General features: G+C 59.8%; 27 protein-coding genes, 2 tRNA genes and 1 pseudogene. 20 read left to right on the top strand and 10 right to left on the bottom strand.

Annotation, left to right across the window (positions count from 1 at the left end; genetic code table 11):
- Positions 1-18: 18 nt before the first annotated feature.
- The gene (locus AKV04_RS08700) at positions 19-489 is read left to right on the top strand and encodes a hypothetical protein (protein ID WP_156317426.1); all 471 of its coding nucleotides are present in this window, start codon (positions 19-21) and stop codon (positions 487-489) included.
- Here AKV04_RS08700 and AKV04_RS08695 read toward each other — a convergent pair.
- Both AKV04_RS08695 and AKV04_RS08690 read right to left on the bottom strand, forming a co-directional pair.
- The gene (locus AKV04_RS08695; RefSeq protein ID WP_054006062.1) at positions 486-2,297 is read right to left on the bottom strand and encodes an ABC-F family ATP-binding cassette domain-containing protein; all 1,812 of its coding nucleotides are present in this window, start codon (positions 2,295-2,297) and stop codon (positions 486-488) included. The two genes, AKV04_RS08700 and AKV04_RS08695, sit on opposite strands and share 4 nt — an antisense overlap.
- A gap of 110 nt (positions 2,298-2,407) precedes the next feature.
- Positions 2,408-3,157: a GNAT family N-acetyltransferase gene (locus tag AKV04_RS08690; RefSeq protein ID WP_054006061.1), complete on the bottom strand. Its 750-nt coding sequence runs from the start codon at positions 3,155-3,157 to the stop codon at positions 2,408-2,410.
- A gap of 105 nt (positions 3,158-3,262) precedes the next feature.
- Between AKV04_RS08690 and AKV04_RS08685 the strand changes: the two genes are divergently transcribed.
- Complete coding sequence (locus AKV04_RS08685) at positions 3,263-3,853, top strand: fused DSP-PTPase phosphatase/NAD kinase-like protein (RefSeq protein ID WP_054006060.1); 591 nt, start codon at positions 3,263-3,265, stop codon at positions 3,851-3,853.
- A gap of 18 nt (positions 3,854-3,871) precedes the next feature.
- Here the strand turns inward: AKV04_RS08685 and AKV04_RS08680 are convergent, their stop codons facing one another.
- Positions 3,872-4,354, bottom strand: coding sequence for an outer membrane protein assembly factor BamE (locus AKV04_RS08680; protein ID WP_054006059.1), 483 nt, complete (start codon positions 4,352-4,354; stop codon positions 3,872-3,874).
- A 234-nt stretch (positions 4,355-4,588) separates the two neighbouring features.
- Here AKV04_RS08680 and AKV04_RS08675 point away from each other — a divergent pair, with 234 nt between their 5' ends.
- The 16 genes from AKV04_RS08675 (at position 4,589) to AKV04_RS08600 (ending at position 17,024) form a co-directional block, all read left to right on the top strand.
- On the top strand, positions 4,589-5,161 hold the full coding sequence (locus AKV04_RS08675) for a YceD family protein (RefSeq protein WP_054006058.1): 573 nt from the start codon (positions 4,589-4,591) through the stop codon (positions 5,159-5,161).
- A gap of 174 nt (positions 5,162-5,335) precedes the next feature.
- Entirely contained in the window at positions 5,336-5,539 is a 204-nt protein-coding gene (gene rpmF, locus AKV04_RS08670; RefSeq protein WP_054006057.1) for a 50S ribosomal protein L32, read from the top strand.
- A 17-nt stretch (positions 5,540-5,556) separates the two neighbouring features.
- The gene (plsX, locus tag AKV04_RS08665; RefSeq protein ID WP_054006056.1) at positions 5,557-6,687 is read left to right on the top strand and encodes a phosphate acyltransferase PlsX; all 1,131 of its coding nucleotides are present in this window, start codon (positions 5,557-5,559) and stop codon (positions 6,685-6,687) included.
- Positions 6,684-7,655, top strand: coding sequence for a beta-ketoacyl-ACP synthase III (locus tag AKV04_RS08660; protein ID WP_054006055.1), 972 nt, complete (start codon positions 6,684-6,686; stop codon positions 7,653-7,655). The genes plsX and AKV04_RS08660 overlap by 4 nt, the downstream gene beginning before the upstream one ends.
- Before the next feature lie 100 nt (positions 7,656-7,755).
- The gene (gene ihfA, locus AKV04_RS08655) at positions 7,756-8,055 is read left to right on the top strand and encodes an integration host factor subunit alpha (RefSeq protein WP_054006177.1); all 300 of its coding nucleotides are present in this window, start codon (positions 7,756-7,758) and stop codon (positions 8,053-8,055) included.
- Positions 8,056-8,067: 12 nt separating this feature from the next.
- Complete coding sequence (locus tag AKV04_RS25450) at positions 8,068-8,829, top strand: MerR family transcriptional regulator (protein WP_082351577.1); 762 nt, start codon at positions 8,068-8,070, stop codon at positions 8,827-8,829.
- Between the two features lie 63 nt (positions 8,830-8,892).
- Positions 8,893-8,970: transfer RNA gene (locus tag AKV04_RS08645), tRNA-Pro, on the top strand.
- 61 nt (positions 8,971-9,031) lie between these two features.
- Positions 9,032-10,114, top strand: a complete 1,083-nt coding sequence (locus AKV04_RS08640) for a 2'-deoxycytidine 5'-triphosphate deaminase (protein ID WP_054006176.1) — start codon at positions 9,032-9,034, stop codon at positions 10,112-10,114.
- Positions 10,115-10,116: 2 nt separating this feature from the next.
- Entirely contained in the window at positions 10,117-10,557 is a 441-nt protein-coding gene (locus AKV04_RS08635; RefSeq protein WP_054006054.1) for a hypothetical protein, read from the top strand.
- A gap of 96 nt (positions 10,558-10,653) precedes the next feature.
- Entirely contained in the window at positions 10,654-11,031 is a 378-nt protein-coding gene (locus AKV04_RS08630; protein WP_054006053.1) for a cupin domain-containing protein, read from the top strand.
- Between the two features lie 36 nt (positions 11,032-11,067).
- Positions 11,068-13,101 carry an ASKHA domain-containing protein gene (locus AKV04_RS08625; protein WP_054006175.1) on the top strand — a complete coding sequence of 678 codons (2,034 nt, stop codon included), beginning with the start codon at positions 11,068-11,070 and terminating at the stop codon, positions 13,099-13,101.
- A 32-nt stretch (positions 13,102-13,133) separates the two neighbouring features.
- Positions 13,134-13,673: a sigma-70 family RNA polymerase sigma factor gene (locus AKV04_RS08620; RefSeq protein ID WP_054006052.1), complete on the top strand. Its 540-nt coding sequence runs from the start codon at positions 13,134-13,136 to the stop codon at positions 13,671-13,673.
- The gene (locus tag AKV04_RS08615; protein WP_054006051.1) at positions 13,670-14,323 is read left to right on the top strand and encodes an anti-sigma factor; all 654 of its coding nucleotides are present in this window, start codon (positions 13,670-13,672) and stop codon (positions 14,321-14,323) included. The genes AKV04_RS08620 and AKV04_RS08615 overlap by 4 nt, the downstream gene beginning before the upstream one ends.
- 145 nt (positions 14,324-14,468) lie before the next feature.
- Entirely contained in the window at positions 14,469-15,029 is a 561-nt protein-coding gene (locus AKV04_RS08610; protein ID WP_054006050.1) for a fasciclin domain-containing protein, read from the top strand.
- Between the two features lie 194 nt (positions 15,030-15,223).
- On the top strand, positions 15,224-16,885 hold the full coding sequence (locus AKV04_RS08605; RefSeq protein ID WP_054006049.1) for a vWA domain-containing protein: 1,662 nt from the start codon (positions 15,224-15,226) through the stop codon (positions 16,883-16,885).
- 65 nt (positions 16,886-16,950) lie between these two features.
- Positions 16,951-17,024 (top strand) — tRNA-Gly (locus AKV04_RS08600).
- A 192-nt stretch (positions 17,025-17,216) separates the two neighbouring features.
- On the opposite strand, the gene AKV04_RS08595 is transcribed toward AKV04_RS08600, so the two are convergent.
- A complete protein-coding gene (locus AKV04_RS08595; RefSeq protein ID WP_054006048.1) occupies positions 17,217-17,666 on the bottom strand; it encodes a hypothetical protein in 450 nt (149 codons plus the stop codon).
- Between the two features lie 248 nt (positions 17,667-17,914).
- On the opposite strand from AKV04_RS08595, the gene AKV04_RS08590 reads away from it, so the two are divergent.
- Positions 17,915-18,265: a RidA family protein gene (locus AKV04_RS08590; protein ID WP_054006047.1), complete on the top strand. Its 351-nt coding sequence runs from the start codon at positions 17,915-17,917 to the stop codon at positions 18,263-18,265.
- 78 nt (positions 18,266-18,343) lie between these two features.
- Here AKV04_RS08590 and pgi read toward each other — a convergent pair whose 3' ends face one another.
- The 5 genes from pgi to AKV04_RS08565 all read right to left on the bottom strand — a co-directional run bounded on the left by pgi (position 18,344) and on the right by AKV04_RS08565 (position 23,476).
- Positions 18,344-19,945 carry a glucose-6-phosphate isomerase gene (gene pgi / locus AKV04_RS08585; protein ID WP_054006046.1) on the bottom strand — a complete coding sequence of 534 codons (1,602 nt, stop codon included), beginning with the start codon at positions 19,943-19,945 and terminating at the stop codon, positions 18,344-18,346.
- A 14-nt stretch (positions 19,946-19,959) separates the two neighbouring features.
- Positions 19,960-20,631, bottom strand: coding sequence for a 6-phosphogluconolactonase (gene pgl, locus AKV04_RS08580; RefSeq protein ID WP_054006045.1), 672 nt, complete (start codon positions 20,629-20,631; stop codon positions 19,960-19,962).
- Complete coding sequence (gene zwf / locus AKV04_RS08575) at positions 20,628-22,082, bottom strand: glucose-6-phosphate dehydrogenase (protein WP_054006044.1); 1,455 nt, start codon at positions 22,080-22,082, stop codon at positions 20,628-20,630. Before zwf ends, pgl begins: the two co-directional genes overlap by 4 nt.
- A 135-nt stretch (positions 22,083-22,217) precedes the next feature.
- On the bottom strand, positions 22,218-22,910 hold the full coding sequence (locus AKV04_RS08570; RefSeq protein ID WP_054006043.1) for an MgtC/SapB family protein: 693 nt from the start codon (positions 22,908-22,910) through the stop codon (positions 22,218-22,220).
- A 71-nt stretch (positions 22,911-22,981) separates the two neighbouring features.
- Positions 22,982-23,476: a hypothetical protein gene (locus tag AKV04_RS08565; RefSeq protein WP_156317425.1), complete on the bottom strand. Its 495-nt coding sequence runs from the start codon at positions 23,474-23,476 to the stop codon at positions 22,982-22,984.
- 164 nt (positions 23,477-23,640) lie between these two features.
- Here AKV04_RS08565 and AKV04_RS08560 point away from each other — a divergent pair.
- Positions 23,641-23,919, top strand: a pseudogene (locus AKV04_RS08560) (transposase); the annotation flags it as partial.
- 36 nt (positions 23,920-23,955) lie between these two features.
- On the opposite strand, the gene istB reads toward AKV04_RS08560, so the two are convergent.
- Positions 23,956-24,678, bottom strand: a complete 723-nt coding sequence (gene istB, locus AKV04_RS08555) for an IS21-like element helper ATPase IstB (RefSeq protein WP_235815583.1) — start codon at positions 24,676-24,678, stop codon at positions 23,956-23,958.
- Between the last annotated feature and the right edge of the window lie 19 nt (positions 24,679-24,697).

The raw sequence follows: 24,697 nt of genomic DNA, 5'->3' as shown, positions 1-24,697 counted from the left end.
AATATTAAGGTGAGGAAGATGGGTAAACTCATTGCTATGCTTGTGCTTTTACCCTGCCCGCTGCTGGGGCAAACTGGCGTGACCGCGATGTTTCCGCCCGAGGCTGCGTGCTTTCAGCGCCACTATGATGCGGCGCATCTGGCAAAACATCCGCAGCAACAGATCACGGATATCGCGCTGACATCTGCCGAGGGGCAAGAGGTCAGCACCTCACTGGTCGTCGATATTTCAGTGAAATTGCGGGGCGGGGCAGACAGTTACATCGGAAGTGCGTATTGCGAACCTGATACTGTCGGGCTGTCTTGTGGCATGGAGGGCGACGCGGGGGCGTTTAGCTTGGCGCTGCGCGATGGTGGTGCATTGCTGCTAAGGGTCGACTCTGGCGGCATGAGTTTTGAAGGCGAACGCGACTTTTTCACCTTGTCCGGCAGCAGCGGCGATGATCGGGTGTTTCTGATGCACCCCGTCGCCGCCGCTGATTGTTTTTAGGCGCGTTCGGCCAAAGCCAGCCACTCGGCCTCGGCGGCAGAAAGCTGCGCCTGCCGTTCGGACAATGCCTCGCCTGCTTTTCGGAATTTGACCGGCTCTTTGGTGAACATCACCGGGTCGGACAGCAGGTCAGAAACCTTACCAATCTCGGCTTCCAGCTTTTCGATCAGCGCTGGCAGCGCCTCCAGCCGTTTGCGTTCGGTGAAGGTCAGGCCTTCGGTCCTCTTCGCATCTGACTTCACTTGTGCGCCGAAACCCCCTGATTTGGCAGAGTTATCCGCCGTCAGCGTGCCACCGGAAACCACGCGTTGGTTCTGGTAATCGGTCCAACCACCCGGATAGACCGAAGCCCGGCCCCGGCCTTCCAGCGCCACGGTAGACGTCGCAATCCGGTCGATGAAATCGCGGTCGTGGCTTACCAAAAGCACAGTGCCGTCGTAATCGCCAAGAATATCCTGAAGCAAATCAAGGGTTTCAACGTCGAGATCGTTGGTCGGTTCGTCCATGATCAACAGGTTCGACGGCAGCGCCATCAGTTTGGCCAGCAACAGACGCGCCTTTTCGCCGCCCGACAGCGAGCGCACCGGGGCGCGGGCTTGGGCTTCGTCGAACAGGAAATCTTTCAGATACGCCACAACATGCTTCGGGTTACCGCGCACCATGACCTGATCGGAACTGCCCGACACCGCCATCAGCGGATCATTGGTCAGGCTGTCCCACAAAGTCGCGTTCGGGTCCAGCCGGGCGCGGGCTTGGTCGAACACCGCGATTTCCAGATTGGTGCCAAGCTGCACCGTGCCGGAATCAGGTTGAATCTCACCCGTCAACATCTTGAGAAGTGTGGTTTTTCCGACACCATTGGGGCCAACAAACGCCACCCGGTCGCCGCGCTGCACCCGCAAATCGAAGCCATTCACGATGACCTTGTCGCCGAAGATTTTGGAAATCCCCTTCGCCTCGATCACCCGCTTGCCGGATTGCGTGCCGGAATCGAGTTCCAACTGCGCGGTGCCTTGGCGGCGGATTTGGCTGCTGCGTTCATCGCGCAACGCGGCCAACGCGCGCACCCGGCCTTGGTTGCGCTTGCGCCGCGCCGAGATGCCTTCGACCGCCCATTTCGCCTCGGCTTTGATCTTGCGATCCAGCTTGTGGCGAGCATCGTCTTCTTCGGCCCAGACGGTTTCGCGCCATTCTTCAAAGCCGTCAAAGCCGGCCTCACGGCGCTTGATCTGGCCGCGATCAATCCACAGCGTTGCCCGCGTCAGGGCGCGCAAGAAAGCGCGGTCGTGTGAAATCAAAACGAAGGCGGTGCGGGTGCCTTTGAGTTCTTCTTCAAGCCATTCAATGGCTTGGATGTCGAGATGGTTGGTCGGCTCGTCCAGCAGCATCAGTTCCGGCGCTTCGGCCATCAGCTTGGCCAAGGCGGCCCGGCGACGCTCACCGCCCGATGCGATGGAGACGAGGGTTTCGGGGTTGAACTTCAGCCCCTCGGCGACCATCGCCACTTTATACTCTTCGCCCTCGGGCAGCATCGAGGCCGCGTAATCGCCCAACGTTTCAAACCCCGACAGATCCGGGTCTTGCTCCATATACCCGACATGCACGCCGGGGGGGACCACGCGGATGCCGCGGTCGGGTTCCACAAGCCCCGCCATCACCTTCATCAAGGTAGATTTGCCAGAGCCATTGCGGCCGACCAGCGCCACCCGATCACCGGGTTGGACGACAAGATCAAGCTCGTCAAAAACAGGATTGCCGCCGAAAGTCAGCGAGATGCCAGAAAGCTGGAGAAGGGGTGCGCGTGCCATGCCGCCTGCTAGGGCACCTTTTGGGCGGCGTCAATCGGCGATGGCACGTAAAGCGCGCGCAGAGCTATTCGCAGAGCTATTCAGAAATTGCGAGCAAAGCACCCGCAGGCCTATTCAGCAATTGCGCGCAAAGCACGCGCGCGTGCGGGCGGAATTTTCGCGATCTCAACGGCAGTGAACACATGCAGGGTGTCGAGTTTTAGGTCGATCACAGCATGATCGCTGACCCAACCACCCATCGCCAGATAGGTGCGCAGCAAGGGCGGCAGACTTTGCAGGGCATCGCGCAGATCGAAGGGCAGATCGCACAACGCCTCGGCAAAACCGAATACTTCGGGGACTTTTTGCACAGGCATCCAAGCGGTTGGCGCAAGATGACCGCGCAGCAGCGCCAAGGCTTTGGCATGAGGTTGCCAATCCGCGCCCTCAAAGGAGGAGCAGCCAAACAGCAGACTGACCTGCCCCGCATCCACGATCTGCGCCATCGCGCCCCAAGCCAGCCGCAGAATGTCGGGGTCATGCCAATCGGGATCAAGACAGAAGCGGCCCAGTTCCAGCTTGGCACCGGCAAAACTATCCAAGGCGCTCAAGCCATAGACCTGCGCTGCATAGCTGGTGGCAAGCGATTGATCGGCACCGAAAGACATCAACCGATAGCAGCAGACCAGCCGACCACTGGTACGCTCCTCAACCAAGACATGCTGGCACAGCGCGTCAAACGCATCGGCATCGCGGCCAAGCGCCTGCGCAATCCCACGCCGGGCGAGAAAGCTGCGGTGGCGTAGGGCTTGGGCTGCCGCCACATCTGCGCTGGTTTCGGCCAGACGGGCGGTGTAGCGGCCTTTGGTCAATGCAAACATGCGGAGCGTAACCGGGGTTGGAGAAGCGATCTGACCGCTCTACCCTTGCGCAGCAGCCAAGCCGGACGCAAGCCTGATCGCATCCAGTCCACCAAGGAGACAGCTATGCCGGTGCAAAACCTGACACGACGCGGCGCGCTAGGCCTGATGGCTTTGGCGCTGCCAACGCGGGTCTGGGGCAAAACCACGGCGCGGGATTGGGCAGAGCCCGTTGATCTGGCCGGAGCGCCCAATCTCTATCGCGTCACGCCCCTGATTTATCGCAGTGCCCAGCCAAGCGCGGAGGGTTTCCGTAACCTTGCCAAAATCGGTGTCAAAACCGTGATCAACCTGCGCCGCAAAGTGGATGATTCGCCACTTGCCCAAGGGACGGGCCTTGCGCTGATCCATATCAAGATCACCACCCGCCATGTCACTGATGAGAATGGCGCTAAGATCGTGCTGGCCTTGCGGGCGCTGCGCGATGCCCAAAGCACCGACCCGGTGCTACTGCATTGCACGCATGGCGCGGACCGCACCGGCATGATCATCGCCCTGTGGCGGATGCTATATCAGGGCTGGAGCCGGGCCGAGGCTTTGGATGAACTGCAACAGGGCGGCTTTGGCTTTCACGCCGTCTGGATCAACATTCCGCAGTATCTGCGGCATGTTGATCTGAACGATCTGAAAGCCCGCATTGCGTCGGGGGCGAACTAAGCCCCCCAGACGCTTGGCTTATTTCAGCAACTGATCCGCGCTCAGGCCACCAACGTTGCCGAACAGCTGCTGCAGAATCCCAGCGGCTTTGACGTTATCTTTGGTGACACGGCGCGACAGAGGCACGATCTGGCCTTTCTCAAGCCCGAAACGCTCAATATTCTCAACCACCCCGGCTTCGGTGAAGCTGATCGCTACAACCTCACGATTGACCTCTTTCGGCATAAAGGCGCCCTTGGTCACAAAGCGGCTTTCGACATAATACCAGCCGACATCGTTCAGCAGGCCCGAGGCCGAAGGCCGTCCGATCTTGGTCGCCACAGATTCGCGGGTGTCTTTCGCCACGGTGATCAGCGCCAGCTCTTCATCGGTCGGGATATAACCGTGGTCCCGGGTGATGGGCGCGCAGGCGGCGATCAGCACCATAGTCAGGCCGATCACCCAAGCGCGAATTGGGCCGCCAGAGGCGATCCGAGCCGATTTACCGAAAAGCTGCGCCATTCCTGCCCTCATCCTCGTGGTCTTGCCCGCACCTATGCCCCAGTCACTCTTGCGCCAGCCTGTTCGGGCCAGTATCGCAGGGAAAAGGCAACGGTTGCCAAGGCCCGTTGCTTTTGGCTTACAGAAGGACGCGGCTCTGTTCAAGAATGGAACGCGGATGCGACCGAAAACACCGGAATAACCCGCATGACCGGGTGGGATAGGCCGGGAAAGATCAGGATAGGGGAAATCTCGATGACCGATGCAACTGCTTCCAACCCGGGCTTGCCCAGCCAACCCTACCGCTCTGCTTTGGTGTCAGGGCGCAAAGCCCTGCGGTTCAGCTTTGCGCCCGATGAGGCCGCGCGCCGCCAGATTGCCAACGCGCTGGATTTGATTGATCTGCCAGAGTTCAGCTTTAAGGGCGAATTGACCCCGTTGGGCCGCGCCGATGTGATGCTGCGGGCTGATCTTGCCGCACTGGTGATCCAGCCCTGTTCCGTCACCCTCGCCCCGGTGCGCAGCCGTTTGGCTGACACAACAGAGCGGCGCTATGCCTATGACTACGCCCAACCTGACGCGGATGAGCTGGAAATCCCTGAGGATGATACTGAGGCTTTGCCGGAAATCATCGACATCGCCGCCGTCGCGATAGAGGCTTTGGCGCTCGCCCTGCCGCTCTACCCCCGTGCGCGCGGCGCTGAATTTGCCGAGGCCGCTTTTGCTGCCCCCGGAGTAGAGCCTTTGCGGTCCGCCGACCTGAAACCTTTTGCCGGATTGGCGGCATTGGCGGATAAGCTGAAAAAACCTGAGGAGCCAGAGACTTAATCGGTGGTTTAGCCCGATCCGCAGCCCCTTGCAGAAAGGGGGTTGCGCGTGGCGGGAATCTGACTATGTTCCGCGCCTCATTGAGAGCTTTGTTGCGCAGACGTTCTATGTGTAATAAGGCTCTGAAATCAAACTAAAATCCGGGGCCTGTCCCCCACTATCCGAGGTCGTGACATGGCTGTCCCGCAGAACCGCACCACCAGCTCCAAGCGCAACATGCGTCGCTCGCATGACGCATTGGTTGCAGGCAACCCGCAAGATTGCACCAACTGCGGCGAATTGAAGCGCCCGCACCACGTTTGCCCGTCTTGCGGTCATTACGATGCGCGCGAAGTTGTCGCCACCAAAGCTGTGGAAGTAGACGAGGACGCGGCGTAAGCCGCCCTTAGCCCTGCTTGCGCCTCGTGGAAACCGGATCAGAAACTCCGTCTAAGCTTGGTGCAAGTGGCATCGTCATTTCTGTTGATGCGATGGGATCAGATCGCGGACCGGGGGCAGTTGTCGCCGGTCTCGTGCTATCTGCCGCGCAGCTGCCAGACGCCAGCTTTCTGCTACACGGTGATTCTGCGATAGTCTCGCCTCTGCTGGCAAAGCATCCAGAATTGGCGTCTCGGGTCACTCTGCGCCACGCCCCGCGCGTGGTGTCGATGAGCGATAAGCCAAGCCAAGTGATGCGCAGCGGTCAAGGCACCTCGATGTGGTCGTGCATTGATGCGGTGAAGGATGGCGAGGCGACGGTGGCTGTCAGCTGTGGCAACACCGGGGCGCTGATGGCGGTGTCAATGATCCGCCTGCGCAAGCTGCCCGGCGTCAATCGTCCGGCGATTGCCTGCATGTGGCCCTCGCGCAATCCCGGCGGCTTTAATGTGATGCTGGATGTTGGCGCGGATATCAAAGCCGAGGCCGCCGATTTGCTGCAATATGCCGCGATGGGCGCGTCTTACGCCCGCAATGGCATGAAACTGACCCGCCCGCGCGTCGGGCTTTTGAATGTGGGCACCGAAGAACACAAAGGCCGCGCCGAGTTGAAAGAGGCCAACGATCAGTTGGCTGTGGCTGCTGAGGCAGGTGGCTATGACTATATCGGCTTTGTCGAAGGCGGCGATCTGCCGTCTGATCGGGTGGATGTGATTGTCACCGACGGTTTCACAGGCAATATCGCACTGAAAACCGCTGAAGGTACTGCCAAGCTGATTTCCGACTTTATGAAAGAGGCGTTCAACGCGGGCATACTGTCGAAATTCGCGGCCCTTCTGGCGCTGAATTCGCTGAAACGCCTGCAGCGCCGGATGGACCCGCGCCGGGTCAATGGCGGGATTTTTCTGGGGCTGAACGGCACCGTGATCAAATCGCATGGCTCTGCCGACGAAACCGGCGTCGCCGCTGCCATTGCGCTGGCCTATCAGCTCTCCAGTGCGGGCTTTCTGGAACGGCTTGCGGCACGGGTTGCATCCACTGGGCGGGCGGGGCAGGATGCCGTCGCCGAGATCGGCGCAGATGGGGCGGAGGCAAAATCCAACAAATGACAATACGCGCCGTTGTAAAAGGCGTTGGGCATTACCTGCCCGACCGGATCGTGCCGAACGCAGACCTTGAAGCCTTGGTTGAGACAACCGACGAATGGATCAGAACCCGCTCGGGCATTGAGCGCCGGCATTATGCCGCCGAAGGTCAGACGACGGCTGATCTGGGCACGCGGGCGGCTTTGGCAGCCCTCGCCGATGCGGGCCTGCAAGCCGCTGATATTGATGCGATTATCGTCGCCACTTCGACCGCTGATTTCACCTTTCCGTCCTGTGCGACGACGATCCAAGCCAATATTGGCATGACGCGTGGCTTTGCCTTTGATGTGCAAGCCGTCTGCGCGGGCTTTGTGTTTGCTTTGACCAATGCCAATGCGCTGATCCTGACCGGGCAAGCCAAACGCGTGCTGGTGATCGGGGCCGAGATCTTCAGCCGCCTGATGGATTGGAAAGACCGCTCCACCTGCGTGCTGTTCGGCGATGGCGCGGGGGCATTGGTGCTGGAAGCCGCGACCGGCACGGGTGAGAATACCGACCGTGGCATCCTCGCCACCGATCTGAACTCCGATGGCCGCTATGGCAAGCTGCTGTATGTTGATGGTGGCAGCTCGACCGGCACGACGGGTCATCTGCGGATGGAGGGTAAGGAAGTCTTCCGTCACGCCGTCGAAAAGCTGGCCGAAACCGCCCACACCGCGCTGGATAAAATCGGCATGACGGGTGGTGATGTCGATTGGATTGTGCCGCATCAGGCCAACATCCGCATCATCGAAGCCACGGCCAAACGCATGCAGGTGCCGATGGATCATGTGGTCGTCACCGTGCAGGATCACGGCAACACCTCGGCTGCATCGATTCCCCTCGCCCTGTCGGTCGGCAAGGCGCGCGGCCAGATCAAGACGGGTGATCTGCTGGTTACAGAGGCAATCGGTGGTGGTTTGGCTTGGGGCTCGGTGGTTCTGCGCTGGTAATCTGCTGAAATGCGCTTTTAAGAACGTCTGCCAAGTCACTGTTATTGACTCGCAATTCCAGACAACGCATCGTATCCCAAAATAACCCTGGGGGGATATGATGAGCGAGAAGACCCTAACGCGTATGGATCTGTCCGAAGCGGTGTTCCACGAAGTGGGCCTCAGCCGCAACGAATCGTCCGAACTGGTCGAGTCGGTGTTGCAGCACATGTCGGATGCTTTGGCATCTGGTGAGACAGTGAAAATCTCGTCCTTCGGCACGTTTTCCGTGCGCGACAAGACCGCCCGCGTCGGTCGCAACCCGAAAACCGGCGATGAGGTTCCGATCTCGCCACGTCGCGTTTTGACCTTCCGCCCCTCGCATCTGATGAAAGACCGCGTGGCGGCTGGCAAGAAGTAAGGATTGCAGCGGGTGGAAAAGTCGCCAGACGCCTTCCGCACCATTTCCGAGGTGGCAGATGACCTTGAAACCCCAGCGCATGTGCTGCGGTTCTGGGAAAGCCGTTTCCCACAAATTCGCCCGGTGAAACGGGCGGGCGGGCGGCGCTATTACCGCCCCGCCGATGTGGCTTTGCTGACCGGGATCAAACGGCTGTTGCACGACGAAGGTCTGACCATCCGCGGCGTGCAGAAAATCCTGCGCGAACAGGGCGTGCGGCATGTGGCTGGTTTGTCCGGCCAGCCTGTACCGGACGATATCGACATGGATGCAGAAGCGGCTTTGGAAGCGGCGTTGGCGTCGAATTTTGGCGCACGCGACGAAGTCGATCTGCCGCCTGAAAAGGCCAAGACCGCCACCATCGTCGCGCTGGAAACCGCCCTGCGCCGCAGTGAGCCGAAATCAGAACCCGAGCCCAGCTTCAACTTCGCCGATCTGGTCGGCGATGCGAGCGATGCGGCAGAGGTTGAACTGCTTGAGGTCGAGCCTGAAAGCGCCGAAGTTGTGACGCTGGTGACCACGAGTATCGCCGTGGAAACCATTGACGGCGCGGCAGAATCACCCAGCCCAGCCAAGCCACCGCTCTGGCCTGCTGACGCCCCATTGATCCAGCGCCTGCGCGTCCTGCCCCCGCACGCCCTGCAAGATCGCCAGACCGATCTGCATGTCTTGCGCGCGCGTTTGATTTCGCTGCGCGCGCGTTTGCGGGCCGCCCCACGCTACCCCGCAACATAGCATTGATCGCCTTGCGCTTTCCTGCTTGCTCCTGCGCGGAATATCAGTATGAAGACCGCGTGTCGGGCCATAGCGCAGCCTGGTTAGCGCGTCCGTCTGGGGGGCGGAAGGTCGAGAGTTCGAATCTCTCTGGCCCGACCAAATCGAAAACCGCCCGCCTGCCAACCAGCAGCGCGGGCGTTTTCGTTTAGAGGATAAAGTGATGAGCCAACCCGGCGTGCTACCTGCCCAAGCCCTGCGCGGCCTGATCGCCAGCGGCGCGATCACCGCCAGCCCGGCGATCATCCCCGAGCAAATCCAGCCCGCCAGCCTTGATCTGCGTCTTGGTAACGTCGCCTACCGTGTCCGCGCCTCGTTCCTGATCGGCAAAGGCCGCAAAGCCTCTGACCGCATTGCAGAATTTGAGATGCACCGCATAGACCTCACCCAAGGGGCGGTGCTGGAAAAAGGCTGCGTCTATGTCGTGCCCTTGATGGAAAGCCTTGCCCTGCCCCCAGGCATCACCGCCGTCGCCAATGCCAAATCCTCCACCGGCAGGCTTGATCTGCTGACCCGCCTGATCACCGACGGCGGCACCGAATTTGATCGCATCGCCGAAGGTTATCACGGCCCGCTTTATGCCGAGGTCTGCCCGAAGTCGTTCTCAGTGCTGGTGCGCGCCGGCCAACGCCTAAACCAGATCCGCTTCCGCCAAGGTCAAGCCGTGCTGTCGGACGCCGAGTTGACCGCGCTAAACGCCCAAGAACCGCTTGTGTCGGGTGAAGCCCTGATCTCCGAAGGCCTCGGCTTCTCGGTTGATCTCAAGCCATCCAAAGGCGATCTCGTCGGCTACCGCGCCAAACCGCATACCGGCGTCGTTGATCTCGACAAGATCGGCCATTACCAAGCCTCGGAGTTTTGGGAGGAAATCCACTCCCAAAACGGCCGCATCATCCTCGACCCCGGCGCGTTCTATATTCTGGTCAGCCGCGAAGCCGTCACCATACCACCGGATTATGCCGCCGAAATGGCCCCTTTCCTTGCCATGGTCGGCGAATTCCGCGTGCATTACGCAGGCTTCTTTGACCCCGGTTTCGGCCATGCCGAGGCGGGTGGTGCGGGCTCGCGCGGTGTGCTGGAAGTGCGCTGCCACGAAGCTCCCTTTGTGCTGGAACATGGCCAGATCGTCGGCCGCCTCGTCTATGAAAAGATGGCCGAGCGCCCTGAGTCGTTGTATGGTCGAGAGATCGCCTCGAACTACCAAGGACAGGGGTTGAAGTTGGCCAAACAGTTCAGAACCGATTAGCCATGCACTCCGGGGCAGCGATCATAGCGCTCGCCCTTGCAACGCCCGCCCCGGCGCAGAGCATCATTGTGCAGTTTGTGCCCAATCCCAATCCAGATGCAGTGATCTACTGCGCGATACGTCTGCAAGATCGTCAGATCAACACCATAGCCACCAAAGGGCTCGGGTTCCAAAATCTGCGCAGCTATCATTGGTGGGCCAACGAAGACGAGGATCAGGCGCTGCTGCACGGTGTTGCGGGCTTTCTGACCGGTGAAATCCCCTCTGCCAACCCGTTGACGCTGCCGCGCCTGCAACCGCCCTATCTGACGGTGGACTGGCGGGCGAATGTCGATGGCAGCCTTGCCTCGGGCCGCTATCAGGCGCAGGGCACCACCCTGCCCTTGCCACTGCAACAGCTGATCGCCACGGTGATGCCCGGCAGCTATTGCGCCACCCGCTAGCGCCAGACGGCGCGGACCGGCGCTGTAATGCCGCGAACAGGCATGTGACCGCCCCGCCGCCGCGTAGAGTTGCTAAAATGAAAGCATGAGGTTCGTATGTCTGCCCCGGTTCTGGTCGATCAAGCCGACTGCCCTACCGAGACATGGGCTGATCCGGCGCGTGGCAAAATTGCCTGGAAAACCCTGATCTCTGGCGATGTCACCAACAGCACATCCATCGTCGCTGGCATCGCCATCATGGCCAAGGGTGACACTTTCGCCCTGCACTCTCACCCGCAGCCAGAGCTCTATTTCGGCCTTGAAGGCGAGGTCGATGTGCAGATCAACGGCGCCGCCCACTGCCTCAAACCCGGCGTGGCTCTTTTCATTCCCGGCGATGCCGTGCATGGAGTGCTGGCCGCCGACCAACCGGTGCGCTGGTTCTATACGTTCGCCGCCGATGCCTTCCCCGATATCGCCTATACGTTCGCCTGAAGTGAGGATGCCATGACCGAAGCCGCACAAGTCACCATCGAAGACGCACTCGTCATCTTCACCCCCTCGGGCAAGCGCGGACGCTTTGCGCATGGAACGCCAGTGCTGACCGCCGCCCGGCAGTTGGGCGTCGATCTGGACAGCGTCTGCGGCGGGCGCGGGATTTGTTCGAAATGCCAGATCACGCCGGGCTATGGCGAGTTTTCCAAACATGGCGTCACTGTTGAGGCGGATGCTTTGACCGAATGGAATAGCGTTGAAGAGCGTTATAAATCCAAGCGTGGCATGATGGAGGGCCGTCGTCTGGGCTGTCAGGCTTGCGTGATGGGCGACGTCGTCATCGACGTGCCGCCGGAATCTCAGGTGCATAAACAGGTGATCCGCAAGTCGGCCTCGCAGCGCGATATCGTGATGGACCCGGCCACCCGTGCGCTTTACGTCGAAGTTGCCGAGCCCGACATGCACGAACCCTCCGGTGATTTCGAACGCCTTGTCACCGCGCTGCAAGAGCAATGGGGCGTCGGTGAAGTGGCGGCTGAACTGCCGATTCTGCGCCGTTTGCAACCGGCTTTGCGCAAGGGCGCATGGAAAGTCACCGTGGCGCTGCACAAGGGCAATCACGACGCCCGCCACCGCATCCTTGATATCTGGCCGGGCTTTCATGAGGGAGCGCTGTACGGCCTTGCCGTTGATATTGGATCGACCACAATCGCCGGCCACCTTTGCGACTTGCGCGACGGCTCGGTTCTGGCCTCGTCAGGCGTGATGAACCCACAGATCCGCTTCGGCGAAGATCTGATGAGCCGGGTCTCCTACGCGATGATGAACCCCGGTGGTGACGTCGAAATGACGGCCGCCGTGCGCACTGCGCTGAACGGTCTTGTGCAGTCGGTCTCGACCTCGGCAAAGATTGATCCCGCTTCGATTTACGAACTTGTGTTTGTCTGCAACCCGGTGATGCACCATTTGTTGCTGGGGATTGATCCGGTCGAATTGGGTCAAGCGCCGTTCGCGCTGGCAACATCTGGCAGCTTGGTGCTGGATGCGGCTGATCTCGACATTAAGGCTGTCAACCCCGCCGCCCGCGTCTATATCCTGCCCTGCATCGCTGGCCATGTCGGTGCTGATTGCGCTGCGGTGGCTTTGTCGGAAGAACCCAACAAGTCGAAAGACATGGTGCTGATCGTCGATGTCGGCACCAATGCCGAACTGCTGCTTGGCAACGAAACCCGCGTTCTGGCCTGTTCCTCGCCCACCGGCCCCGCCTTTGAGGGTGCGCAAATCTCAAGCGGTCAACGCGCCGCCCCCGGTGCGATTGAGCGGGTGGAAATCGACCCGATCACCAAGGAGCCGCGCTTCCGTGTGATCGGCTCTGATCTGTGGTCAACTGATGCGGGCTTTGCCGCTGCCACCGCTGGCACCGGCATCACCGGCATCTGCGGCTCGGGTATCATCGAGGCGGTGGCTGAGATGCGCATGGCGGGCCTTGTCGATCAGGGCGGCCTTGTCGGTGGAGCCGATCAAACCGGAACGCCGCGCTGTATTCCCGAAGGCCGCACCCATTCCTATGTGCTGCACGATGGCACTGCCACGGGCGGCCCGATGATCACTGTCACCCAAGGCGATATCCGCGCCATCCAACTCGCCAAGGCGGCACTTTACGCCGGGGCCAAGCTGTTGATGGATGAGATGGGCATTGAAACCGTGGAAAAGGTCGTGCTTGCAGGCGCGTTTGGCGCGCATATCAGCCCGAAACACGCGATGGTTTTGGGCATGATCCCGGATGTGCCGTTGGATAAGGTGATCTCGGCAGGCAACGCCGCAGGCACCGGCGCGCGCATCGCTTTGTGCAATGTCGCCGCCCGTGATTATATCGAGGCCACCGTGCATCAAATCCACAAGGTCGAAACCGCCATCGAGCCGCGCTTTCAGGAACACTTCGTCAACGCCTCTGCCATCCCGAACGCCGTCGATACCTTCCCAGAGCTGTCGAAAATCGTCACCCTGCCGCATGTCAGTTTCAACACCTCGGGCTCGGGCGGTGCAGGCGGGCGGCGCAGGCGGGGTTGACCTCGGCACTGGCTACGCTAGCTTCAGCGGCTATGGATGATCCGATTGCTGACTTGCTGGGAAAGATCGCCGCACAAGACCGTGCGGCGTTCCGTGCGATCTATTCCGATGCTTCCGCGAAACTTATGGGCGTACTCTTGCGTATCTTGGGAAACCGGGCAGAAGCGGAGGATGCGTTGCAAGAGGTGTTCACACGGGTATGGCTGCGGGCAAATCGGTATGACGCCGATAAAGGCCGTGGCATGACCTGGCTGATCGCCTTGGCCCGCAACCATGCGATTGACCGGCTGCGGTCGCGGCGTGAAATCCAATCCGATGATGAAGATGCGATGAACGCGGTGATCGACACCACCCCCCGCGCCGAAACCCGGCTAATTGCCGTAGGTGAGGCCAAACGCATCAACCAATGCTTTGAGACGCTGGAGGCCGACAAAGCCGCCGCCCTGCGTGGGGCCTATCTGACGGGCACCTCCTATCTCGACCTCGCCGCCCAGTTTAACGTGCCCTTGAACACCATGCGCACTTGGCTGCGGCGCAGCCTGCTGAAACTGAAGGAGTGCATGGAGCAATGACCAGCACTCCCCTTGATCTGCCCGAAGATGAGGCTCTGGCCGCCGAATATGTGCTGGGCAGCCTCGATCTGGCCGAACGCAGCGCTGCCGAGGCGCGGCTGCGCCTTGACGCAGGCTTTGCCGCCTTGGTCAATGACTGGCAAAACCGCCTGTCCGATCTGAACGAAGACTACGCCGAGGCCGAAGCCCCCAACCTGCTGCCGCAAATTGAGGCGCGGCTGTTCCCGCAAGCGCCGAAATCCCGCCGCTGGTTTGGTTGGGTTGCGGGCGCTTTGACCGCAGGTGCGATTGCCGTCGCTGCCTTTGTCATGCTGCCCCCGCCCGCGCCTCCTGCCCCGACCATGACCGCCGAGCTTTCCGCCGAAGCCTCTCCGCTGCGCTACGCAGCCGCCATTGCGGGTGATCAACTGACCTTGACCCGCACCGCTGGCACCGATGCCGAAGCGGGCAAGGATTACGAGCTGTGGATTATCGAAGGCGACAAGGCTCCGGTCTCACTCGGCGTGCTGTCCGAAGCGTCGGTGACGATCCCCGCCCCCAAAGCTGCCGCAGGTTATGTGCTGGCGATCACGCTGGAACCCAAAGGTGGCGGGCCGGATGGCAAACCGACCGGGCCGATCCTTGCGGCAGGGCCACTGAAGAACATCTGAAAAGCCAAGCGTTTCAGATAAAAACTTATCTTCTGCAAAAATAATCAAAAATAAATCCGGGCGGCTGAAACTTCTCAGCCGCCCCTTTCGTTACTTCGGCATGAGGCAAGACGGTCTTGCCCTAAAACCAACAAGAGGTAACACGATGAACGCTTCCAATATGGTCAAAGCCGCAATGGCAACCGCGTTTCTGGCGCTCTCGTCCGGCATGGCGCTGGCCGAAAATCCGATGGTCGGTGGTGCCGAGATGTTCCCCGAGAAAAACATTGTTGAGAACGCGGTGAACTCGAAAGACCACACCACCCTCGTCGCAGCCGTGACCGCCGCTGGTCTGGCTGAAACCCTGTCGGGCGCAGGCCCCTTCACCGTTTTCGCGCCCACCAATGACGCTTTCGCCAAACTGCCCGCAGGCACCGTTGAGACCCTGCTCAAGCCCGAGAACAAGGACACACTGGTCAAAATCCTGACCTGCCACGTTGTCGGCAAAGAAGTGATGTCGGACGCGCTGAAGGGCATGATCGCCGATGACAAGGGCACCCATCCGGTGCCGACTTTGGGCGGCTGCACCCTGCAAGCCACCTACGAAGGTGACATGATCAAACTGACTGATGAGATGGGCAATGTCGCCACCGTCACCCAAGCGGACGTGAAACAGTCGAACGGCGTGATCCATGTGATCGACACGGTGATGCTGCCGAAGATGTAAACAACCCAAAAAACGGCGGGCCAGCTCCCAGCACACCCGCCGTTTCAGGTGCAACACAGGTCGGCCTGTCCAAAGTCCCCACTTAGTCCGGCCAGTGGAAGGGTCTTGCAGCGCAATCTGCAAGGCCCTTTGCGTTTGCTGCAAGCTTGGCTAGTCTGACGCCATTCCGCTGTGTCATTTCCAAGGATTCTGTGATGCGACTTTTTGCCATTCTGCGCACTATTGCGTTGTTTTTACTATGCCTGCCCGCCCTCGCGGCAGCCGATGGCCGCACCATCATCGTTCTGGATGGCTCAGGCTCGATGTGGGGCCAGATCGACGGAAAACCCAAACTTGAAATCGCGCGTGAGGCTTTGGCCGAAGTGCTGAAAACCATTCCCGCCGATACCGAACTCGGTCTGATCGCCTATGGTCACCGCGATAAAGGTTCTTGCGACGACATTGAAACCATCGTCGCGCCAGCCAAAGGCACCGCGCAGGCGATTTCCGATGCCGCTTCCAAGATGCAATTCCTCGGCAAAACCCCGCTGACCGAAGCCGTGCGCCGCGCCGCCGCCGAGTTGCATTCCACCGAAGAAAAAGCCACCGTGGTGCTGATCACCGATGGCATTGAGACCTGCGAAGGCGACCCTTGTGCCTTGGCGCAAGAGCTTGAATCCTCTGGCGTTGATTTCACTGCGCATGTGGTGGGCTTCGGTTTGACCAAGGACGAAGGCAAGCAAGTCGCCTGCCTCGCCGAAGACACAGGCGGCCAATATATCACCGCCGATGATCTGGATAGCCTGACAGTCGCGCTACAAGCCACTGTGATCTCCGCGCCAGAACCAGCGCCTGCGCCCGAACCCGTTCCAGCCCCCGAACCCACAAAGCCCACGCAGTTGGAAATCAACTTCGCCCCCAAAGCACTACTGGCCCCCGGCATCCCGAAACCCGATGACAATTCGCAAGTGAATTGGGAGCTTTATGCAATCAATCCCGATGGCACCACGGGCGACCGCGTCACCACCGAATACAATGATTTCAAAGGCTATATCGAGCCCGGCACTTACCGCCTGATCACCACCCTCGATTCGGCGCAGACGACCAGCGACATCACCCTCACCGCCGATACCCTCAGCGCGCCAGAAGTCGTGGTCAACGCCGCCCGCGTCATCCTGCACCCGAAAGGCACCGAAGGTGGGGAGATTGAACCCGACGCCAGCTTGAAATTCACCACCACATCCGGCGTCAACACCACCTATTACGGCGATACCCGCGTCTATCTGCCCGCAGGTGAGGTCACACTGACCGCAGGTTTGGGACTTGCCAGCCAAACCGAAACCCTGACCCTCACCCCCGGCCAGCTGCTGGAAAAGGATGAAATCATCCAAGTCGGCCTCGCCGCGATTGAGGGCTATTACGTCGAGGGCATGTTGATCGAAGGCAACGCGCATCAGGTCAGCATCCGCTCAGCCAAGAAAAGCATTGATGGCAGCCGCGAAAACCTGACCACCTCTTACGGCACCGGCAATCAAACCAAACTCTCGCCGGGGGATTACATTGCCTATGTCGAACTGGGTGCGGCCTCTGCCGAAGTACCGTTCAGCATCAAAGCGGGCGCGCGGACTGATGTCGCAGTGATCCTAGAGGCTGGCGTTCTGGCCTACACCGCCCCCGGTGCCAGCGAAGCGCAGATTTTCTCCGCCAAGAAAGACATCAACGGCAATCGCAAATCGGTGTTCCACAACTACAACGCTGAAGACCAAACCACCCTGCCCGGCGGCGATTACAGCATTGTCACCACCAAAGACGGCATCGAGACCGAAACCCCCGCCAGCGTGAAACCCGGCGAGCGCACCGAGATCATCGTGCCATAAACCAAACCCCCGCCGCGCCAAACCGTCTTGACGGCGACGCGTGGCTGGCATACCTGAACGACGACGCGGGTGTAGCTCAATGGCAGAGCAGCAGCTTCCCAAGCTGAATACGAGGGTTCGATTCCCTTCACCCGCTCCAATCCCTCCATAGATGAGTAAGCAATTTCAATGGCTTGTTGCCAGTTTTTGAAAATTGGCACTGATGGGTTTTCAGAAAAAGGGAATGTAACGGGCATTTTGGGCTATCGAGTCACGTACAAAGTCCCAGAGTGACCAATAAAAATGGCGGCCCACAAAGGACCGCCACAGTGAGTCAAAAGCCCGTCAGACCCTAAAACAGCAGCTTATAGGTATTCCCGCGCGTATCCGTGGCCGTCCCCGTGCCGCTGGTGGTGCTGGAACCCATCACGAATTTGCCTTGCACGACAGTGCCGTCTTTGCACACCGCGTAAATCTCGCCGGTGTTGATACCGCCCACCGATTCCGTGCTGTTGTCGTATTTGCCACCCGGCCCGCCGCGCAGGGTCAAGGAAACGCCGCGGGTCTTTGACACCACTTTCGGCGCAAGCGCTGACCATGTGCCGCTGCATTTGGTCCGGTCGGACAGCTTAAAGGTCAAAGCGCCCGAGGTTTCCTCGGTCGTCTCCGCCTTGGCATGGATCACCGGCGGCGGTGTCTGCAATGCCAAGGGTCCGGCGGTCGGATAAAGCTGCATATCGCTGCTGGAGCCGCAGGCGGTCAAAGCGAGCGTTGCGATCAGGCCAAGGGCGCGCAGGGACATGGGCTTTCCTTTCGAGTCAACGAAGTATCCGGCCGGTCAACAGCGTATCCGGCTTGCGCCGTCCTAAGCCATCCTTTGCCCCCACGCAACGCACCCCGCCCGACTTCACCGCGATTTGCGTGTCCTGAACGGCGCGATCCCGCCGCGCTCTCGCTTTGCCATTCGCGCTCTACACCGCCTCAAACGCCACCCTTCCCCTTTGCCGCCGCCTAGGCTAGCAATCAGCAGCTTTCAGGAAAGGAAACCATATGAGCGAGATCAAACGTATCGGCGTAGGCGCACGGATGTCCGAGGCGGTGGCCTATAACGGCATCGTCTGGCTGGCAGGCCAAGTCGGCACCCCCAGCGCAAGTGTTGCGCAGCAGACCAAAGATTGCTTGGCCGAAGTGGATCGTATCCTCGCCGAAGCGGGCACCGACAAAACCCGCATCCTGTCGGTGCAAATCTGGCTGGCCGATATCGCAACCTTCGGCGAGATGAACGCGGTCTGGGACGCTTGGGTGCCCGCAGGCAACACCCCGGCCCGCGCCACCGGGGAAGCGAAACTCGCGACGCCAAAATATCTGGTGGAAATCATCGTCACGGCTGCGTTGAAGTAAAACAGGAAGGGGGGCTTTCCGCCCCCCTCGCCTTATCAGGCTCACCCCCTTGAGGATATTTCAGCGCAGAGGATGACCTCAACCGCGCAGATACTCCACCAGCGCCTGCGTTGAGCCATCTTTGCCACTGGCATCGCCGCCCTCAAGGATCGGCTGCAAGGCCAAAGCCAGTTCCTTGCCCAACTCGACCCCCCATTGGTCGAACGAGTTCAGGCCCAAAATCACCCCTTCCACAAACACCCGATGCTCATACAAAGCGATGATCTGGCCCAGCACGAACGGCGTCAGTTTTGGGTAGACCAGCGTGGTCGAAGGCCGGTTGCCGGGGAACACCCGGTGCTTTGCTTGCCGCTCTAGCTCCTCGCTGACAGCGCCCTTTTTCTGCATGATCGCGCGGGCTTCATTCAACGACCGTCCCCGCATCAAAGCCTCCGATTGCGCGAGGCAGTTTGACACCAAAAGCAAATGCTGATGCGCCAGATCCGGCTCATGTCCGGCCTTGGCCACCATGAACTCACACGGCACCACCCGGGTGCCTTGGTGGATCAGCTGATAAAACGCGTGCTGACCGTTGGTGCCGGGTTCACCCCAAACCACCGGGCCGGAATGGGTGGCCAAATCGCTGCCATCCATCGCCACCGACTTGCCGTTGCTTTCCATTTCCAACTGCTGCAAGTAAGCAGGCAAGCGGCTAAGCCGTTGATCATAGGGCAGAACCGCCCGTGAGGCATAGCCGCAGATCTGGTTGTGCCAAATGCCCACCAGCGCCAGCAGCACCGGCATATTCTGCGCAAAGGGGGCTGCCACGAAATGCTCATCCATCGCCCGCGCACCGGCAAGGAAGTCTTCAAACGCCTCGGGTCCGACCGCCATCATCACCGCCAGACCGATCGGGCCCCAGACCGAATAGCGCCCGCCGACCCAGTCTTCAAAGCCGAACACCCGGGCAGAATCAATGCCAAACGCCGCCGTTTTGTCTGCCGCGGTGGACACAGCTGCGAACTGCGCTGCGGGGATTTTCACCTTAGTCGCCATCCAAGCCCGCGCGGTTTCGGCGTTGGTCATCGTCTCAATTGTGGTGAAGGTTTTAGAGGCCACGATCACCAAAGTGGTTTCCGGGTTCAGCCCCTTCAACACATCCGCGATATGCGCGCCATCGACGTTGCTGACGTAATGCACCCGTGGCCCATCGTGATAAGGTGCCAGCGCCAGCGTCACCATCGCCGGGCCAAGATCAGAGCCGCCGATGCCGATATTCACCACATCAGTGATTTTTCCGCCTTGTCCGGTAAACTTGCCCGTCCGCACTTCGCGGGTGAAAATTGCCATCCGCGCCTTGGTTTTGCGAATCTCCGGCATCACATCGACGCCGTCGCACATCACCTTGTCTTCAATGCCCCCGCGCAACGCAGTGTGTAAAACCGCTCGGCCTTCGGTGACGTTGATCTTTTCGCCGCCAAACATCGCCGCGCGCTTTTCCGCCACACCGGAAACCTCGGCCAGCGTCAACAGCATCGCCTTGGCCTGCTCATCAATATTGGTTTTCGAGTAATCCAACCGCGCATCGCCCACCTCGACGCTAAACGCCTGCGCCCGTCCCGCGTGCTCGAACAGCGACAGGATTGGCCGCCGTGCCACGCTCAGCGCGTGATCTCTCAATGCTTGCCATTTTTCCGACATGACCTACTCCGCTGTTATTCGGCCCAATGAACCGTTGCATTATCCAGCACCACCCGCACCGGAGCCTCCAGCGCAGGCAGGTTAGCCGCAGCCTCAATCGCCGCGCGCTTCTCGGCCCCGGTGATCAGGATATGGATGTTCTTCGCCTCGGTCAAAACCGGGGCAGTCAGCGTCACGCGCGGCTCGCCCGCAGCCTCAGCCCGCAGCGCAAGCAGGATCGGCGCATTCGGCGCGAGTGCTTCGGCCAGCAAATCCGCACCGGGAAACAGGCTGGCGGTGTGCATATCATTGCCCATACCCAGCAGCAAAACTGTCAAAGGCAGATGCGGGGCGATGGCTTCCGACAGGCTTTGCAACATCAACTCCGGCTCGGAAGCCTCTGCATATAAGGGAATAAGCGTGGCCGCCGCAGCCTTAGCGACCAGCAACCGTTCCTTCAACAACCGCGTGTTCGACCGAGGGCTATCCTCGCCCACCCAGCGCTCATCATTCAGCATCACCGCGACATTGGCCCAATCGAGGTTCACCCCCGACAGAATGTCGAAAATCGGCCCTGGAGTCGTCCCACCCGGCACCGACAAAGACGCCCGGCCATACATGTTCAATTCTTCCGAAAGCTGGCCGGCAATCTTGCCAGCCACATCCAGCATCATGAATTCGCGGTCTGGGTATGCGATAAAATTCAAACTTTAATCTCCCGCCAGCGCCGCCCATCGCGGTGCATCAGCATCAAAGCATCCTCTGGCCCCGAAGACCCCGGATCATAGCCCTGCGGCTTATCCCCGCGCGCCTCCCAACCCTCAATCAGCGGATCGGTCCAAGCCCAAGCCGCTTCCACCTCATCGCCACGCATGAACAGCGTCTGGTTGCCGCGGATCACATCCATGATCAGCCGCTCATAGGCATCCGGCACATCCTCGGCATCCGGCCCCAAAGCATCGGCAAACGCCATGTCCAAGGGCACTTGCATCAAACGCATCCCCCCCGGCCCCGGTTCCTTGATCATCACCTTCAGGTTCATCCCCTCATCGGGCTGCAACCGGATCACCAAGACATTCTCAAGCCAGCCCTTGGCATCGTCAAAGATCGAATGCGGCGGCTGCTTGAAGGTGATCGCAATCTCCGACGCCCGCGCCCGCAGCCGCTTCCCGGTGCGCAAATAGAACGGCGTGCCCTGCCAGCGCCAGTTGGAGATCTTCACCTTCAGCGCGATATAGCTTTCGGTCTTGCTGGCCGGATTCTCGCTATGCTCCAGATAGCCGCCCTCGCCATTGCCCGCCAGATACTGCCCCCGCACGATATGCTCGGGCTTCACCGGGTCCAGCGCCCGGATCACCTTCAGCTTTTCATCGCGCACCGCATCGGGGTCAAAGTGATATGGCGGCTCCATCGCGATTAGGCACAACAGCTGCATCATATGGTTCTGCACCATATCGCGCATCGCCCCGGACTTGTCGTAATACGCCCCTCGCCCATCGACCCCAACTGTTTCGGCCACGGTGATCTGCACATGATCGACGTATTCCGCCTTCCAGAGCGGCTCGAACAAAATATTGGCAAACCGCACCGCCATCAGGTTCTGCACGGTTTCTTTGCCAAGATAATGGTCGATCCGGTAAATCTGCGTCTCAGCGAAGTGCTTTGCCAAAACCGCGTTCAACGCCTTGGCCGAGGCCAAATCGCGCCCAAACGGCTTTTCCACCACGATCCGGCTCCAGGCGTCCGCAATCCCATGCAGATGCAAACGCTCCGCAAGATCGCCAAACAACGAAGGCGCCACCGAGAAGTAAAATGCCCGCACCACGTTCTCGCGCATCAGGGCTTTCAGCTTGGTCCAACCGCCCTCACCCGTGGCGTCAATCGAGACATAGTCAATCTTTTCAAGGAATTGCGCGATAACCGTCTTGTCCTGCCGGTCTTTCGGCACAAACTCGGCAATCGCCTCCGCCACCATCGCCCGAAACGACTCATCATTCAGATCGGCACGCGCCGCCCCGATGATCCGGCTGTTTTCGGTCATCTGCCCGGCCATGAAACGGCGATACAGCCCCGGAAGGATCTTACGCTTGGCCAGATCGCCGGTGCCGCCAAAGATCACCAGATCAAAGGCATCTACCGGAATGACTCGCGAAACCATTGGCTTACCTCGCAGCTTGGGCCAGAACAGAAGCGTTGTTAGCGCTAACGACGCTCTTTTAACGCCGCAACTGCCGCAAGTCTAGCACTGCTTGCACCCCGCCCGAAAGCCATTGCTGCACGGCAGCACCGCTATTCAGACCTCATCGGCGACCATCCACCGCACCCGCACCACCCCAATCTCTGCCGCCATGCGTTGCACGGCCTGTTCCACCGCGTGATCTGGCGCGTCTTCGCCGCCGACCAGCGCCGAAATCTCTAGCCCATCCTCTTGCGTTTGCACGGCAATTTCATGCACATGCAACCCGCCCAAGCTGAGGCAGCGCAGCAACAACGCCCGCATCGCAGCCTCTTGATCGCTGGCACAGCTCAACACCACCCGATAAGATCGCGTCAGCGGCACCCCGGCCTTGGTATGCCGCTTGAGAAATTTCACCAAAGGCCGCAGCCCAAGGTTCACAAATACCACCAACCCGGTCAGCACCAGCGCAAACGGCCAAGCCCCCACGCCTGCAAGCAAGCCAACCCCCGCCGAGCACCACAAAGTCGCCGCCGTATTCAGCCCCTGCACATTGAAACCATCGCGAAAAATGATGCCTGCGCCTAAAAAACCGATCCCCGACACCACTTGCGCCGCCACCCGGCTGGGGCTGGCGTCATGCTCGATCAACTGGCTGAAAACCACGAATCCCGCCGCGCCCAACGCCACCAGAGCATTGGTGCGCAGGCCCGCCATGCGCTGGCGCACCTGCCGCTCTGAGCCGATCAACGCGCCACAAGACAATGCAACGGCCATATTCACAGCGGCGGCGGTAAGGGCAATGGCCATGCGGGCTCCTGTCAGTTTGTAACATTTTTATGACGGAAATTTAACCACTGTGACAAGAGGTTAACGACCGATCATGTAGTCACCATCATAAAAAGCACAATTTTAAACGTAAGTAACTGATTTACACAGGGCCCGGAATGACCCGACGAGCAATGTGACACATCGGATTCACCAAAGAGATCACTTTCCGCAAAATCCGCTGATTTTTGGCGAAAAACGGCACGAATTCTACGAAATTTTTCGGGCTCCCCCGTGCTACCGCTTTCAGCCATAAAACCAGCCACATCCGACTTTCGATAGATCACTGATCCAAGCCACGCAGGATCGAACGTCGGCTGGATGATGCGCTGCGCAAGTAAGCGCTTCACAGCACAGGCGTGGACGCCAACAGTGCGGGCGATCATCCCGAGCGTGGCGTATTCCGTCTCAAATCTATTGATTTCGGTCAAGGATACATAGGCCCCACCGGCCAGCCCTGCAACGATCTCTGCGGCTGTCGCGTTCAACCATGGACCGCCATCACCAAACGCAACTAACTTTTTCACCGCATTGAGCGTGATACCCAAGATGAGCGCCACAGACGCGAGGCAGGGCAATTCAGGGCACAGGCGCGCCGTGATAAGGGCCTTGGCAACGGCATGGTCGAAGCGAAGGTGGTCAAGCCTTGGCACCCCGTTATGAACCGCCCCTTGTTTACCGGAGACCTTCAACCTGACTAAGGATGAGGGCTATGGAAAAGAGTAAGACATCAAACCGTTATTCACCGGAGATGCGGGCGCGTGCCGTTCGCATGGTGTTGGAGCATCAAGGCTCCTATGAAACGCAATCTGCGGCAGTTGCTGCGATTGCCCCTAAGATTGGCTGCATCCCGGAGACATTGAGGGTCTGGGTTCGGCAGGCGGAAAAGGACAGCGGAGCACGGGAAGGTGCGACCAGTGCTGAGCGTGACAAGATCAAAGAACTGGAACGCGAGGTGCGCCAGCTTCGGCAGGCAAACGAGATCCTGCGTGTCAATCAGCGTCGAATATTGAACAGGTAACAGCGTTCAATATTGATCAGTTTGGTCGCTGATTTTCTTGCGCTGTTTGAAGCGCCAGGAGTCGTTTCCGGTTTCGAGAATGTCGCAGTGGTGAGTTATGCGATCGAGGAGCGCAGTGGTCATCTTTGGGTCACCGAAGACCGTGACCCATTCGGCGAAGCTGAGATTGGTTGTGACGATGAGGGATGTCTTTTCGTAGAGTTGGCTGATGAGATGGAACAGCAGGGCGCCGCCAGAGGCCGGGAATGGCAGATAGCCCAACTCATCAAGAATGACCGCGTCGATCTGGGTGAGTTGCTTGGCCAGATTTCCGGCTTTGCCCTGAGCTTTTTCCCGTTCCAGAAGATTGACCAGATCGACGGCGTTGTAAAAGCGTATGCGCTTGCCGTGATGGATGGCGGCGACACCGAGTGCGATGGCAAGATGGGTTTTGCCGGTGCCTGTTCCCCCAACCAGGATCAGGTTGTGTGCCGTTTCCAGATAGTGACCCTTGGCCAACTCCTGAATGCGGGCACCGTCCAAGGGGGTTTCGCTCCAATCAAAACCGGTCAGATCACGATGGATGGGGAACCGCGCAGCTTTTAGCTGATAGCGCAGGCTGCGCGCCTGACGATCGGCTTGCTCGGCATCCAGCAACCGTAGCAAAAGGGCTTCGAGCGAGAGGGATTTGTTGCGCGGCGATTCCGCTTGCAGTTCTCGCCACGCGATTGCCATTCCGAACAATTGCAGGGACTTAAGCCGTGAGACG

The sequence above is a fragment of the Cypionkella psychrotolerans genome (genome assembly GCF_001294535.1).
Classification (GTDB): Bacteria; Pseudomonadota; Alphaproteobacteria; order Rhodobacterales; family Rhodobacteraceae; genus Cypionkella; species Cypionkella psychrotolerans.
Note: the sequence above shows the minus strand (reverse complement) of the source record. Positions and strands in the feature narration are given on the sequence as shown.